At 70.3% G+C, this 14,895-nt stretch carries 8 protein-coding genes; 3 read left to right on the forward strand and 5 right to left on the reverse strand.

Going from position 1 to position 14,895, the window contains the following annotated elements:
* Positions 1-11 precede the first annotated feature (11 nt).
* On the forward strand, positions 12-3,488 hold the full coding sequence (rpoB, locus tag ACGF12_RS04240) for a DNA-directed RNA polymerase subunit beta (RefSeq protein WP_393025253.1): 3,477 nt from the start codon (positions 12-14) through the stop codon (positions 3,486-3,488).
* 99 nt (positions 3,489-3,587) lie between these two features.
* Positions 3,588-7,481: a DNA-directed RNA polymerase subunit beta' gene (locus ACGF12_RS04245; protein WP_393025256.1), complete on the forward strand. Its 3,894-nt coding sequence runs from the start codon at positions 3,588-3,590 to the stop codon at positions 7,479-7,481.
* 103 nt (positions 7,482-7,584) lie between these two features.
* Here ACGF12_RS04245 and ACGF12_RS04250 read toward each other — a convergent pair whose 3' ends face one another.
* The 5 genes from ACGF12_RS04250 to ACGF12_RS04270 form a co-directional block, all read right to left on the reverse strand.
* Positions 7,585-8,859, reverse strand: a complete 1,275-nt coding sequence (locus ACGF12_RS04250; RefSeq protein WP_393025259.1) for a M48 family metalloprotease — start codon at positions 8,857-8,859, stop codon at positions 7,585-7,587.
* A gap of 153 nt (positions 8,860-9,012) precedes the next feature.
* Positions 9,013-9,963, reverse strand: a complete 951-nt coding sequence (locus ACGF12_RS04255) for a hypothetical protein (protein ID WP_393025262.1) — start codon at positions 9,961-9,963, stop codon at positions 9,013-9,015.
* A 44-nt stretch (positions 9,964-10,007) separates the two neighbouring features.
* Positions 10,008-12,248, reverse strand: coding sequence for a hypothetical protein (locus ACGF12_RS04260; RefSeq protein WP_393025265.1), 2,241 nt, complete (start codon positions 12,246-12,248; stop codon positions 10,008-10,010).
* Entirely contained in the window at positions 12,245-13,162 is a 918-nt protein-coding gene (locus ACGF12_RS04265; protein ID WP_393025268.1) for a hypothetical protein, read from the reverse strand. The genes ACGF12_RS04260 and ACGF12_RS04265 overlap by 4 nt, the downstream gene beginning before the upstream one ends.
* A 90-nt stretch (positions 13,163-13,252) precedes the next feature.
* Positions 13,253-13,972: a Crp/Fnr family transcriptional regulator gene (locus tag ACGF12_RS04270; RefSeq protein ID WP_393025271.1), complete on the reverse strand. Its 720-nt coding sequence runs from the start codon at positions 13,970-13,972 to the stop codon at positions 13,253-13,255.
* Between the two features lie 229 nt (positions 13,973-14,201).
* Between ACGF12_RS04270 and ACGF12_RS04275 the strand changes: the two genes are divergently transcribed.
* Positions 14,202-14,876 (forward strand): DUF4097 family beta strand repeat-containing protein, encoded by a 675-nt coding sequence (locus ACGF12_RS04275; RefSeq protein ID WP_393025273.1) that lies wholly within the window; start codon positions 14,202-14,204, stop codon positions 14,874-14,876.
* Positions 14,877-14,895 lie beyond the last annotated feature (19 nt).

Genomic DNA, 14,895 nt, shown 5'->3' on the forward strand with positions numbered 1-14,895 from the left:
GGACCCCCCTCTTGGCCGCGCCGCGCAACGCCTCGAACAATTCCGCCGCATCCACCGCCCCGCTCCGCGTCTCCTTCGCGAAGATCAAGGAGCCCCTCGAGGTCCCGAACCTCCTGGCCCTGCAGACCGAGAGCTTTGACTGGCTGCTCGGCAACGCGGCCTGGAAGACCCGGGTCGAGCAGGCGCTGGAGTCCGGTCAGGACGTCCCCACCAAGTCCGGTCTGGAGGAGATCTTCGAGGAGATCTCCCCGATCGAGGACTTCAGCGGGTCGATGTCCCTGACCTTCCGCGACCACCGTTTCGAGCCGCCGAAGAACTCCATTGACGAGTGCAAGGACCGCGACTTCACGTTCGCGGCTCCGCTCTTCGTCACGGCCGAGTTCACCAACAACGAGACCGGTGAGATCAAGTCTCAGACGGTCTTCATGGGCGATTTCCCGCTCATGACCCACAAGGGCACGTTCGTGATCAACGGCACCGAGCGTGTCGTCGTGTCGCAGCTGGTCCGCTCCCCGGGTGTGTACTTCGACTCCACCCTGGACAAGGTGTCCGACAAGGACATCTACTCCTGCAAGGTCATCCCCTCGCGTGGTGCCTGGCTGGAGATGGAGATCGACAAGCGCGACATGGTCGGCGTCCGCATCGACCGCAAGCGCAAGCAGTCCGTCACCGTGCTGCTCAAGGCTCTCGGCTGGACCAACGAGATGATTCTCGAGGAGTTCGGCGAGTACGAGTCGATGCGCAACACCCTGGAGAAGGACCACACCCAGGGCCAGGACGACGCGCTGCTGGACATCTACCGCAAGCTGCGTCCGGGCGAGCCGCCGACGCGCGAGGCCGCGCAGACGCTTCTGGAGAACCTGTACTTCAACCCGAAGCGCTACGACCTGGCGAAGGTCGGCCGGTACAAGCTCAACCGCAAGCTGGGCAACGCCGAGTCGCTGGACTCCGGCGTGCTCACCGAGCCCGACATCATCGGTGCGATCAAGTACCTGGTGAAGCTGCACGCCGGTGAGACCGAGTGGCGTGACGAGACCGGCCGCGACATCGTGGTCGAGGTCGACGACATCGACCACTTCGGCAACCGCCGCCTGCGCAACGTCGGCGAGCTCATCCAGAACCAGGTCCGTACGGGTCTCGCCCGTATGGAGCGCGTCGTGCGCGAGCGCATGACCACCCAGGACGTCGAGGCGATCACGCCGCAGACCCTGATCAACATCCGGCCGGTCGTCGCCTCCATCAAGGAGTTCTTCGGCACCAGCCAGCTGTCGCAGTTCATGGACCAGACGAACCCGCTGTCGGGCCTGACCCACAAGCGTCGTCTGTCCGCCCTCGGCCCCGGTGGTCTCTCCCGTGAGCGCGCCGGCTTCGAGGTCCGTGACGTGCACCCCTCGCACTACGGCCGCATGTGTCCGATCGAGACCCCGGAAGGCCCGAACATCGGTCTGATCGGGTCGCTGGCCTCGTACGGCCGGGTCAACGCCTTCGGCTTCATCGAGACCCCGTACCGCAAGGTCGTCGACGGTGTGGTCACCGAGCAGGTGGACTACCTCACCGCCGACGAGGAGGACCGCTACGTCATCGCCCAGGCGAACGCGCCGCTGACCGCGGACCTGCACTTCGCCGAGCCGCGCGTCCTGGTCCGCCGCCGTGGTGGCGAGATCGACTACATCCCGGGCTCCGAGATCGACTACATGGACGTCTCGCCGCGCCAGATGGTGTCGGTCGCGACCGCCATGATCCCGTTCCTCGAGCACGACGACGCCAACCGCGCGCTCATGGGCTCGAACATGATGCGCCAGGCGGTGCCGCTGCTGAAGAGCGAGGCCCCGCTGGTCGGTACCGGCATGGAGTACCGCTGCGCCGTCGACGCCGCCGACGTGATCACCGCCGAGAAGGCCGGTGTCGTCCAGGAGGTCTCGGCCGACTACGTCACCGTGGCCAACGACGACGGCACGTACACCACGTACCGCGCCGCCAAGTTCACCCGCTCCAACCAGGGCACCGCCTTCAACCAGAAGGTGCTCGTGGACGAGGGTGCCCGGGTCGAGTCCGGCCAGGTGCTGGCCGACGGCCCCTGCACCGACGCGGGCGAGATGGCCCTCGGCAAGAACCTGCTCGTGGCGTTCATGTCGTGGGAGGGTCACAACTACGAGGACGCGATCATCCTGTCGCAGCGCCTTGTGCAGGACGACGTCCTCTCCTCGATCCACATCGAGGAGCACGAGGTCGACGCCCGTGACACCAAGCTCGGCCCCGAGGAGATCACCCGGGACATCCCGAACGTCTCCGAGGAGGTCCTCGCCGACCTCGACGAGCGCGGCATCATCCGGATCGGCGCCGACGTCGTCACCGGTGACATCCTCGTCGGCAAGGTCACCCCGAAGGGTGAGACCGAGCTGACCCCCGAGGAGCGCCTGCTCCGCGCGATCTTCGGTGAGAAGGCCCGTGAGGTCCGCGACACCTCGCTGAAGGTGCCGCACGGTGAGTCCGGCAAGGTCATCGGCGTCCGCGTCTTCGACCGCGAGGAGGGCGACGAGCTTCCCCCGGGCGTGAACCAGCTGGTCCGCGTCTACGTGGCCCAGAAGCGCAAGATCACCAACGGTGACAAGCTCGCCGGCCGCCACGGCAACAAGGGTGTCATCTCCAAGATCCTGCCGGTCGAGGACATGCCCTTCCTCGAGGACGGCACCCCGGTCGACATCATCCTCAACCCGCTGGGTGTCCCGTCCCGAATGAACCCGGGACAGGTCCTGGAGATCCACCTCGGGTGGCTCGCCAAGCAGGGCTGGGACGTCTCCGGTCTCGCCGACGAGTGGGCCCAGCGCCTGCAGGCGATCGGCGCCGACCAGGTCGAGGGTGGGACCAACCTCGCCACCCCGGTCTTCGACGGCGCCCGCGAGGACGAGATCACCGGCCTGCTGGACAACACCACCCTCACCCGTGACGGTGAGCGCCTGGTGAACTCCACCGGCAAGGCCCGCCTGTTCGACGGTCGCTCCGGCGAGCCGTTCCCGATGCCGGTCTCGGTCGGCTACATGTACATCCTCAAGCTGCACCACCTGGTCGACGACAAGCTGCACGCCCGTTCGACCGGTCCGTACTCGATGATCACCCAGCAGCCGCTCGGTGGTAAGGCGCAGTTCGGTGGTCAGCGCTTCGGTGAGATGGAGGTGTGGGCCCTGGAGGCGTACGGCGCTGCGTACGCACTGCAGGAGCTGCTCACCATCAAGTCCGACGACGTCCTCGGCCGAGTCAAGGTCTACGAGGCCATCGTCAAGGGCGAGAACATCCCCGAGCCCGGCATTCCCGAGTCCTTCAAGGTTCTCATCAAGGAAATGCAGTCGCTCTGCCTCAACGTGGAGGTGCTGTCCTCGGACGGCCAGTCCATCGAGATGCGGGACTCCGACGAGGACGTGTTCCGCGCCGCCGAGGAGCTCGGCATCGACCTGTCCCGGCGCGAGCCGAGCAGCGTCGAAGAGGTCTGACGGAGGTCGGGCCGGCTGTCCCGAGCAGCCGGCCCGCCCCCAGGCCCCCCTCAGACCACAGATAAGACTCTCGAATTACGAAAGAGGGCTTGACGACCAGTGCTTGACGTCAACTTCTTCGACGAGCTCCGCATCGGCCTGGCCACCGCCGACGACATCCGCCAGTGGTCGCACGGCGAGGTCAAGAAGCCGGAGACCATCAACTACCGCACCCTGAAGCCCGAAAAGGACGGCCTCTTCTGCGAGAAGATCTTCGGCCCGACCCGGGACTGGGAGTGCTACTGCGGTAAGTACAAGCGCGTCCGCTTCAAGGGCATCATCTGTGAGCGCTGCGGCGTCGAGGTGACCCGCGCCAAGGTGCGCCGCGAGCGGATGGGCCACATCGAGCTGGCCGCCCCGGTGACCCACATCTGGTACTTCAAGGGTGTGCCGTCCCGCCTCGGCTACCTGCTCGACCTGGCGCCGAAGGACCTCGAGAAGGTCATCTACTTCGCCGCCTACATGATCACCTGGGTCGACGACGAGCGCCGCCAGCGCGACCTGCCGTCCCTGGAGGCGCACGTCTCGGTCGAGCGCCAGCACATCGAGAACCGTCGCGACTCCGACCTCGAAGGCCGCGCCAAGAAGGCCGAGAACGACCTGGCCGAGCTGGAGGCCGAGGGCGCCAAGGCCGACGTGCGCCGCAAGGTGCGCGAGGGTGCCGAGCGCGAGATGAAGCAGCTGCGCGACCGTGCGCAGCGCGAGCTCGACCGCCTCGACGAGGTGTGGGCCCGCTTCAAGAACCTCAAGGTCCAGGACCTCGAGGGCGACGAGCTGCTCTACCGCGAGCTGCGCGACCGCTTCGGCACCTACTTCTCCGGCTCGATGGGCGCGGCGGCCCTCAAGGACCGCCTGGAGACCTTCGACCTGGCCGAAGAGGCCGAGCGTCTGCGCGAGATCATCCGCACCGGCAAGGGCCAGAAGAAGACCCGTGCGCTGAAGCGCCTCAAGGTCGTCTCCGCGTTCCTGCAGACCAGCAACAAGCCCAACGGCATGGTGCTGGACTGCGTCCCGGTCATCCCGCCGGACCTGCGTCCGATGGTGCAGCTGGACGGTGGCCGCTTCGCGACCTCCGACCTGAACGACCTGTACCGCCGCGTGATCAACCGCAACAACCGCCTGAAGCGCCTGCTCGACCTCGGTGCCCCCGAGATCATCGTGAACAACGAGAAGCGCATGCTCCAGGAGGCCGTCGACGCGCTGTTCGACAACGGCCGCCGCGGCCGTCCGGTCACCGGTCCGGGCAACCGCCCGCTGAAGTCCCTCAGCGACATGCTGAAGGGCAAGCAGGGTCGTTTCCGCCAGAACCTGCTCGGCAAGCGAGTCGACTACTCGGCCCGTTCGGTCATCGTCGTCGGCCCGCAGCTCAAGCTGCACCAGTGCGGTCTGCCGAAGGCCATGGCGCTGGAGCTCTTCAAGCCGTTCGTGATGAAGCGCCTGGTCGACCTGAACCACGCGCAGAACATCAAGTCGGCCAAGCGCATGGTCGAGCGTGCCCGCCCGGTCGTGTGGGACGTGCTCGAAGAGGTCATCGCCGAGCACCCGGTCCTGCTGAACCGTGCGCCCACCCTGCACCGCCTCGGCATCCAGGCCTTCGAGCCGCAGCTGGTCGAGGGCAAGGCCATCCAGATCCACCCGCTCGTCTGCACCGCGTTCAACGCGGACTTCGACGGTGACCAGATGGCCGTCCACCTGCCGCTCTCCGCGGAGGCGCAGGCCGAGGCCCGCATCCTGATGCTGTCCTCGAACAACATCCTGAAGCCGGCCGACGGTCGCCCCGTCACCATGCCGACCCAGGACATGGTGCTCGGTCTGTTCTTCCTGACCTCGGACCGCGACAACGTGAAGGGCGCCGGCCGCACCTTCTCGTCGACCGCCGAGGCGATCATGGCCTTCGACGCCCGCGAGCTGGACGTCCAGGCCCCGATCGAGCTGCGCCTCGGCGCCGGCACCGTCCCGCCGCGCGGCTGGACCGCTCCGGTGGACGAGGACGGCCAGCAGACCTGGTTCGAGGGCGAGCCCTTCCGCCTGAGCACCACCCTGGGCCGCGCGCTCTTCAACGAGCTGCTGCCCGAGGACTACCCGTTCGTCGACTACGAGGTGGGCAAGAAGCAGCTCTCCGCGATCGTCAACGACCTGGCGGAGCGCTACCCCAAGGTCGTCGTCGCGGCGACCCTGGACAACCTGAAGGCGGCCGGCTTCCACTGGTCGACCCGCTCGGGTGTCACCGTCTCGATCTCGGACGTCATCGTCCCGCCGAGCAAGCCCCAGATCCTGGAGGGCTTCGAGGCGAAGGCGGAGAAGGTCCAGAAGCAGTACGAGCGCGGTCTGATCACCAACGACGAGCGCAAGCAGGAGCTCGTCGGCATCTGGACCCAGGCGACCAACGAGGTCGCGGACGCCATGGCCGCGAACTTCCCGAAGACGAACCCCATCTTCATGATGGTCGACTCGGGTGCTCGTGGAAACATGATGCAGATGCGTCAGATCGCCGGTATGCGTGGTCTGGTGTCGAACGCCAAGAACGAGACCATCCCGCGACCCATCAAGGCGTCGTTCCGTGAGGGTCTCACCGTGCTGGAGTACTTCATCTCCACCCACGGTGCCCGTAAGGGTCTGGCCGACACCGCCCTCCGTACCGCCGACTCCGGTTACCTCACCCGTCGTCTGGTCGACGTCTCCCAGGACGTCATCATTCGCGAGGAGGACTGCGGCACCGAGCGCGGCCTGAAGCTGTCGATCGGTTCCGTGGGCGCCGACGGCGTGCTGCGCAAGGCCGACGACGTCGAGACCAGCGTGTACGCCCGCATGCTCGCCGAGGACATCACCGTCGACGGCAAGCTCCTCGCCACGGCCAACACCGACCTCGGTGACGTGCTGATCGACGAGCTGATCCGCCACGGCGTGTCCGAGGTCAAGGTCCGCTCGATCCTGACCTGTGAGTCGGCCGTCGGCACCTGTGCCTTCTGCTACGGCCGCTCGCTGGCCACCGGCAAGCTGGTCGACATCGGTGAGGCGGTCGGCATCATCGCCGCCCAGTCCATCGGTGAGCCCGGTACCCAGCTGACCATGCGTACCTTCCACACCGGTGGTGTGGCCGGTGACGACATCACCCAGGGTCTGCCGCGTGTCGTCGAGCTCTTCGAGGCCCGTACCCCCAAGGGTGTGGCCCCGATCTCGGAGGCCACCGGCCGGGCGCGGATCGAGGACACCGAGAAGACCCGCAAGATCGTCATCACGCCGGACGACGGCACCGACGAGATCGCCTACCCGGTCTCGAAGCGTGTGAAGCTGCTGGTCAGCGAGGGCGAGGCGGTCGAGGTCGGCCAGAAGCTGACCATGGGTGCCACCAACCCGCACGACGTCCTGCGCATCATGGGCCAGCGTGCCGTCCAGGTCCACCTGGTCGCCGAGGTCCAGAAGGTCTACAACTCGCAGGGTGTGTCGATCCACGACAAGCACATCGAGATCATCATCCGGCAGATGCTCCGCCGCGTGACGATCATCGAGTCGGGCGACGCCGAGCTGCTCCCGGGCGAGCTCGTCGAGCGCGGCCGGTTCGAGACCGAGAACCGTCGCGTGGTCTCCGAGGGCGGTCACCCCGCCTCCGGCCGTCCGCAGCTGATGGGTATCACCAAGGCCTCGCTGGCCACCGAGTCCTGGCTGTCGGCCGCCTCCTTCCAGGAGACGACCCGGGTCCTCACCGACGCGGCGATCCACGCCAAGTCGGACCCGCTGCTGGGCCTCAAGGAGAACGTCATCCTCGGTAAGCTCATCCCGGCCGGTACGGGTCTGCCCCGCTACCGCAACATCCGGGTCGAGCCGACCGAGGAGGCCAAGGCCGCGATGTACTCGGCCGTCGGCTACGACGACTACGACCTGTCGCCCTTCGGCGCCGGCTCCGGCCAGGCCGTTCCGCTGGACGACTACGACTACGGCCCGTACACCGGCTGAGTCGCGCGTCACTGATCGCAGGGCGGTCACCCCTCACGGGGTGGCCGCCCTGCGGCGTTTCCGGCTACCGGGTGTGGTCAGCAGGCCTGCTCGGCGGGCGGGTTCAGCGCGCGCCGGTGGCCGCCGCCGCGCGCCAGTCCTCCAGGCGGCGGATCCGGGTGTGGGTGTCGGGGTGGGTGGACAGCAGCCGCTGACCGAGGCCCGGGCGGACGGCCCGGCCGCCGTTCTCCCGCGCGGCGACCGCCAGCGCCGCCTCCTCGTCCCGCAGGAAGCCGTGGAAGACCTCGATCAGGGCGTCGGCGAAGCCGAGCTCGGCCGCCTGGACGTCGGCCCGTAGCTCGGAGCGGCGGCCGACCGCGGCGAGCAGGTAGGGCGTGACGAGGAGCAGCAGCAGCGGCGGGAAGGCGAAGGCCACGGCCACCACCAGGACCACCGAGACCAGCCCCACCACCAGCGCGCCGAGCAGCGAGAAGAACGCGGCGATCCGGAACGCGATCACGGCGACGAAGCGGAACAGCGCCCAGCTGAACCGGGCCGGCAGCGAGTACCAGTAGCCGAGCAGGCCCGCCCAGGCGTGGCCGCCGCGGTGGTGGCCGAGCTCGTGCGCCAGCACACCCGCCAGCTGCGCGGCCGGCAGGGTGTCCAGCGCGTACCGGGTGACCGCGACGATGTGCCCGGCGGCCGCCGTCGCGTTGATGCTCTTGTGGTCCTCGATCCACAGGTCGTACGACTCCGGGTTCACCCCGGCCTTGGCGGTCACCTGGTGCCAGATCGGCTCCAGGCGGGTCAGCTCGGAGTGCAGCGCCGGGCGCATCCGGAACAGGTAGCGGGCGAGGATCTTCTCGGTGGGGCGGTGGAAGACCAGTGCGCCCGAGGCGATCCAGAGACCGATCAGCAGCAGGTTGGCGGGGGAGGGGAGGAACAGCGAGACGATCGCGACGACCACCAGGCTGCAGAGGAAGTGCGGGAGCTGGAACAGCAGTTGACCGATCGTGGTGGCGTCGGCGCCGCGCTGGCGGGCGGCCAGGTGGATCCGGCCGGTGTGCGGGTCGATGTCGACCGTGGGGTCGAGAACGGGCGGCTGCGGCGGTGCGGGCGGCGGGGCGAAGCCCTGGGCCGGGACGTGGGGCTGCCGCTGAGGCGGGGGTGCGTACTGCGGCGGGACGGTGGTGGGGTACTGCGGCGGGGGCGGAGGTGCGGTGGGGTACTGCGGCGGGGCCGCGGCCGGGTACTCCGGTGCGGCGGTGGGGTACTGCGGCGGGGCCGCGGCCGGGTGCTGGGGAGCGCCGTGCGGGTGCTGCGGCGGGACGGTCGGGTAGGGCGGCGGGGACGTCGGGTACTGCGGCGGCGGAGCGTCCGGATAGGTCGGTTCGGTCATGACGGAGTCCTTGGGACGGGACGCGCGCGACAGCGGCGTCCGTACGGCGGTGGACGGGTGCGGACGGGTGCGGACGGGTGTGCGGAACCGGGTCAGCCCAGCAGCAGGGCGGTGACCGGCGGGAACAGGTCGGCGCCTACGGGTTCCCCGGGTTCACCGGGGGAGCGGCGGGTTCGGGCCCTTGTCGAGCCGGGGCGTCCCCGGGGCGCCGGGCCGGGCGCGCAGGATGGCCTCGAACGCGGCCTTGGCGTCCCGGCGCGGGCCCTCCAGTTCGAAGTCCTCCAGGGCGTCCTGGTCGAGCAGCCGCTGGATCACCGAGAGCTGCCCCTGGACCAGCTCCTGCTGCTCGTCCTTCAGGTAGCCGAGCGCCCGCGGCAGGTCTTCCGGGTGGGCGGCGACCTGGAGGGCCCAGGCGGCCACCCCGCCCTGCTCCAGGTGGTACTGGTAGAACTTCGCCTTCGCGGCCAGGATCTCGTTCGCCTCCTGGACCTGCCGGAGGGCGTGCGGATGTGCCTGGGTGTCGAAGTGGTACCCGCGCAGCCGCTCCTTCTGGTCGCGGGCGGCCTGGTCGATGTCGAGCTGGACGGCGCAGCCCACCCGCAGGCCCTCGGCCTCGGCGACCGGGTACTCGTCCAGCGCCTGCTGGACGGCGAGTTCGGCCTCGCCGCTCTGGTCGGTGGTGAGGGTGCGGGTGACCGCGCGCATCCGCTGCCGGATGCGGGGGACGAGCACGGCCGGGACGTCACCGATCCGGCTGGTCACCACCAGTTCCGGGACCGTGACCTGCCAGTCGATCTCCACCACGGCCTCGAAGGCGCCGACGTCGTCCCGGCCGGGCAGCCGCTCCACCATCCGCAGGTGGTGCAGGCCGAGGTCGATCTCGTACGCGGCCTGGTAGCCGCGGCCGACCAGATCGCTGAAGCCGGGGCGGTGCGGTGGGAGGAAGACCTGGTGCTCGCCGGAGGGCGAGGTCAGCACCAGCGCGGAGTCGGCGCGGGCGGCCGGCCGCTTGGGCAGGCCGAGCGAGCGGCCCAACGGGTGGACCTTCAGGACCGGGTCACTGAGGTCCCCGGTGGGGAGGTCGGGGCGGTGTCGTGCCGACATGCGCGGATGCTCCAGGATCGGGACGGGTCGGGTGGACTTCGGCCTCAGCCGCTGGACGGGGACGGCGCGGGCGGCAGGGTGGCCGGGCCGCCGTCGCGGACGGTGCGGACGAGGTGGTCGAGCCGCTGGCGGTCGCGCTCGGTGACCGCCAGGTCGTCGAACAGCTCGGTGAGTCGGGAGTCCGTCTCGGGCTGGTCGGTGGCGCCGATCAGCCAGCCGCGCAGGACGCCCAGGGCGACGGTGCCGTAGAGGCGGTCGGTGAGGGCCGTACGCCACAGGAGGGCCAGCAGGGACCGGACCGGCGGCGGCTCCTCGGGGGCCGACAGCACCGTGACGCTGACCACGCCCCCCGGTTCGGGGCGCGGGCTCCGGGCGTACCAGTCGAGCAGCAGCGGCCGGCCCACGACGGTGTCCTCGGTGCGCTGCGCGGCGGTCAGGAAGGTGGCCAGGGCGAGCTGCCGCAGGCCGGCCGGGCCGGAGAGCCAGCGGACCAGGGCGCGCAGGGCCTCCTCGGCCTCGGGGGAGAGCAGCAGCAGTTCGGCGGCCTCGACCAGGCCGAGTGCCTGGTAGCGGTTGGGCTGGTCGACGGCCGGGGCCTGGTTGCCGAGCCGGAGCTTGGCGGCGAGTTGGTCGAGTTCCGCGGCGGTGAGCCGGTCGGCGGCCAGTGCGAAGGCCTCCAGCGCCTGGGCCGGGAGCAGCGGGCCGAGCAGGGCGTAGCAGCGGATGGCGGTCCAGCGGCGGTGGGCGTTGTCGTCGGCCGCCCAGCTGCGCAGGATGCGCGGGACGGCGCCGGTGCCCGCGTGGTACGCGAGGGCGAGGCTGTTGGCGGCCTGGACGCACAGCCGGAAGTCCTTGGCGCCGGACCACGGGCCGAGCAGGGCGCTCATCGTGGCGGAGAGGTCGACGGAGGCGAGCAGGGCGGTGGCGGAGGCCACCCGGGTGCGGACCAGGGCGCGGGAGTCGGTGGCCAGCGCGTTCAGCCAGCCGGTGATCGCGGGGCGGGCGGAGGGATGGCTCGCCCAGACCTCGCGCAGCAGCGTGTGCGAGGTGCGGGGGTCGAGGAAGGAGGCCATCCGCTGCGGGACCGGGCCCCACGGGGTCTGCTCGGTCTCCTCGGTGAGTTCGGCCCGGGCGAGGGTCATCCGCTCCTCGATCGAGCTGCCGAACGGCGGGATACCGTCGGGCCGTCCGGGGGTGCGGATCGTCTCCAGTCGGCGGAACAGCTTGTCGGCGCCCTCGGCGGCGAGCGGGTACGGGGCGTGGTCGAAGACGGCCAGGGAGATCAGGAACGCCTTTTCGCGGATCGGGAGTTCGGGGTCGCCGAACCAGCGGCCGACCTGCTCCTGGACGACGCCGTGGCCGAAGTTGGTGAGGTTCGAGGGTTTGTCCGTTCCGGGCGAGTACTCGGAGAGCGCGACGGCGAACTCGGCGAGTTCCCGCATCGGCCGGTTCTGCGCCAGGAACTCCCGGACGGGGTCGAGGGCGAGCAGCTCTTTGATCGGCGGGGCCGAGACGTGCGCCAGCCGAGCGGACAGATGTTTGCGGAGCACGTCCCGGGGGTCGGGCGGCTGCCAGTCGACCGTGGACAGTTCACGCATCGAGCCGGATCGGACGGTGGTGATGACCAGGTAGCCGTCCTGTTTGGTGAGGGTCTCGCGGAGACGGTCGAGGTCGGGGCGGCGCAGCGGGCGGGTCCGGGAGGTGGTGTAGTCAGCGAGCAGGTAACCCTTGGCCTGCTCGGCGCCGGTGAGCAGCGAGGCGGGGGAGACATCGGGGTCGAGGTTGCGGACCTGCCGCGCACCCAGCACTCGCAGAAGCATCAGCCCGGCGGAGCGGCGACCGGTGTCGGCACGGCCGGTGAGGATCAGGACCCGCTGCTCGCGAAGTTGCCGGATGGCGTCATCGAAGTCCGGTCCGGGTTGGAAGACCGAGGTCAGGGCGGCGAGTTCGTCGAGAGGGACCTCGCCCGAGGCGTGCAGCGGCGCGCCGAAGGCGGAGCCGAGCTGGTAGACGGTGGTCTTGTGGCCGGTGACGACGTCGCCGTGGACCTGCCCGCCGGAGACGGTGTGCTGGTCGCCGCCGACGAGGTCGCCGCCGAAGCGGGGGTTGCCGCCGGCGAAGAGGAAACCGTGGCCGGCGAAGGCGTCCGGGACGTGCTCCAGCAGTTCCTGGGCGGCCTCCCAGGCGTTCTGGGGTTCCTCGGGCGGGGCCTCCTGGAGTTCGGCGCCGTCCTGGTCGGGGTCGGCCGGCTGCTGGGAGGCCTCCTGCTCGGGGGTGGCGGTCATCGGTCGCCGCCGACGGTGTTGCCGGTGTTGACGTCGCCGTGGACCTCGCCGCCGGAGACGACGTGCTGGTCGCCGCCGATCAGGTTGCCGCCGAAGGACGGTGAGCCGCCGAGGAACTGGAAGGTGGCGGGCGTCCGGCTCGGGGCCGGGGCGGCGGCGGAGCTCGGGGCCGGGTCGGCCGAAGGGGCGGCGGGGGCCGGGGCCGGGCCAGCCGAAGGGGCGGCGGATGGGGAGGCGGAAGGGGAGGCGGAAGGGGCGGCGGCCGCGATGGGAATGCCCTGGGGGGCCGGAGGGACGGCGACCGGCGTCGGCGCCGGTTCGCCGTACAGCCAGGCGGGGAAGTCGCCCTCCTTGCCCTGGACGGTGATCCGGTGGAAGGCGTCCGTCGGCAGCCCGCCGTGGCCGTGTCGGACGATGCCCTGGTAGACCGCGTCGGAGACGCTGAGCACGCACGGGCCGTCCCGGTGCTTCAGCGCCTCCCGCAGGGCCGTCGAGTCGAGCAGCCGGAAGGCCTGGTTGAGGTCCCAGCCGACCACGCCGCCGAGCGCTCCGCCCAGCTCCTGGACGGCGACCTCGCCGGCGGCGAGCACGATCCGCAGCCGCACCCGGGCGCTGTCGGCGGCGAGGCGGTTGTTGGCGTGCAGCAGGGTGGGGGTCTCGTTGATCAGGGCGTGCAGCAGTTTGGGTTTGGGGACGGTGGGGCTGATCAGGGCCATCACCGAGTCACCGCGGTCCTCCAGCCGCTGTTCGGCGGGTTCGATGCCGGCGCTGCGCAGTGTCTCGTGCAGGACGGAGTAGAGCATCCGGCGCATGAAGGCCTGCTCGACGTCGTCCCGCCGGCCGAACTGCTCGATGTCCAGCAGCAGGATGGTGTGGTTCACCGGCTCGGTCATGGTCACCTCTCGGTTCGTCATCGGGCCTCAGCCTGCCCGGTGCGGGCACGGTGGCGTGAGCGCGGGTGAGGCATTCGTTCTGTGACGGTGTGCACAGAACCTCTGTACGGATCAACGGAGTTGACCGGGCCTCCGGAGCAGGTCGGGGCGCGCGATGACCAGCGAGCGGCGGCTGGTGGCGACGATGCCGCGGTCCCGCAGGGACTTGAGCAGTCGGGCGACGGCCTCCCGGGAGGCGCCCACCGAGCCGGCCAGCTCCTGCTGGCTGAGCGGGACCGAGATGACGATGCCCTCGTCCGTCCGGCGCCCGTGGGTGCGGGCCAGTTCCAGCAGGAGGTCGGCGAGGCGCTCGCTGACGCTGAGCGAGGCGAACTTCAGCCGGTGGTGGTCGGCCGCGCGCAGCCGGTCGGTGGAGAGTGCCAGCAGTTGCATCGAGGCCGCGGGGGTGCGTTGCAGGTAATCGGTGAAGGTGGCGCGGTCGACGGCGGCGGCCTCGACCTGCTCCAGCGCGGTGACGGTGGCCGCCCGAGGTCGTCCGCTGAGGGCGGCGGACTCGCCGACGATGTCGCCCGGTCCGCGCAGCGCGAGCAGTGCCTCGTACCCGTTCTCGGCGGCGGCGGTCACCTTCAGCCAGCCGTGCAGGACGAGCAGGACGTGGTCGGAGGGTTCGCCCTCGCGCAGCGCGGTGGACCGCGCGGGGTAGCTGAGCCGGCGGCCGAGGGCGAGCAGTGCGCTGCGGTCGGCGTGGTCCAGCCTGGCCAGGAAGGGCACGCGGTCGTCGAGGCCGTGGCCGGTCGCGGGACCGGGTCCGCCGGACGGCGTGTTGGCCATGGCTGATCAGCCCTCGTTGTGTTCGCCTCGGCAGGGGTGGGCGTGGGTGGTTGAGCGCGGGCAAACAAGCTACTCGCGAACCGGCCGCGCCGTCGGCGATTCCGCGAATTCCCCTCGGCTCCCCCTCGCGGGGGAGCCGAGGGAACCGCTCCGGCGGGGGAGGTGGCGGAGGGGCCGCTGCGGGAGGCTTCTCGGTGTCGGGATGACGGGGCTTGTGAAGGGGCCGGAAATGAAGCGAGTGCTGGGCGCGATGGCGATCACCGCTGGGGTGCTGGTCGGGATGTCGGGTTGTCTGCCGATCGGGGACGACCAGGAGCACCGGACGGTCAGCTACGGGGTGGCCGAGCAGGTCAAGGAGCTGGTGGTCGAGGGGCAGAACGGCGGCGTGGTGGTGACCGGCGGCGACGATGCGGTGCACGTGGTCGAGAACCAGAACTACAAGGGGGACGCGCCGAAGAGCACCCATGAGATCAAGGACGGCGTGCTCCGGCTGACGTACGACTGCGACTCCTGCGGGATCGGCTACACCGTGCGGGTGCCGGCCGGGACCAAGGTGCGGGTCAAGGAGGGCAACGGCGGCATCAAGCTGTCCGGGCTGGCCGCCGAGGTCGACGCCGACGTGACGAACGGCGGGGTCGAGGCCGGTGGGCTGACCTCCCCGCAGGTGCGGCTGAGCGCCGTGAACGGGGGAGTGCGGGCCACCTTCGCCGGCGCGCCGGCGAAGGTGGAGGCGACGACCTCGAACGGCGGGGTGAACCTGAAGGTGCCGTCCGGGGAGACGTACACGGTGGACGCGCGGGCCACGACGGGCGGGACGGACGTGAGCATCCCCTCCCAGCCGGGCGCGGCGCACAGCATCACCGCGCGGGCGGAGACCGGCGGTGTGACGGTCAGCGGTGCCTGACCGGGCGGTGCCGGAGGTT

The organism is Kitasatospora sp. NPDC048296 (genome assembly GCF_043201815.1).
Taxonomy (GTDB): Bacteria; Actinomycetota; Actinomycetes; order Streptomycetales; family Streptomycetaceae; genus Kitasatospora.

Bases quoted from the DNA above. Each gene is read 5' to 3' on its own strand.
- ACGF12_RS04250 (WP_393025259.1), bottom strand. From the start codon at position 8,859: ATGACCGAACCGACCTATCCGGACGCTCCGCCGCCGCAGTACCCGACG.
- ACGF12_RS04255 (WP_393025262.1), bottom strand. From the start codon at position 9,963: ATGTCGGCACGACACCGCCCCGACCTCCCCACCGGGGACCTCAGTGAC.
- ACGF12_RS04260 (WP_393025265.1), bottom strand. From the start codon at position 12,248: ATGACCGCCACCCCCGAGCAGGAGGCCTCCCAGCAGCCGGCCGACCCC.
- ACGF12_RS04265 (WP_393025268.1), bottom strand. From the start codon at position 13,162: ATGACGAACCGAGAGGTGACCATGACCGAGCCGGTGAACCACACCATC.
- ACGF12_RS04270 (WP_393025271.1), bottom strand. From the start codon at position 13,972: ATGGCCAACACGCCGTCCGGCGGACCCGGTCCCGCGACCGGCCACGGC.
- ACGF12_RS04275 (WP_393025273.1), top strand. From the start codon at position 14,202: ATGAAGCGAGTGCTGGGCGCGATGGCGATCACCGCTGGGGTGCTGGTC.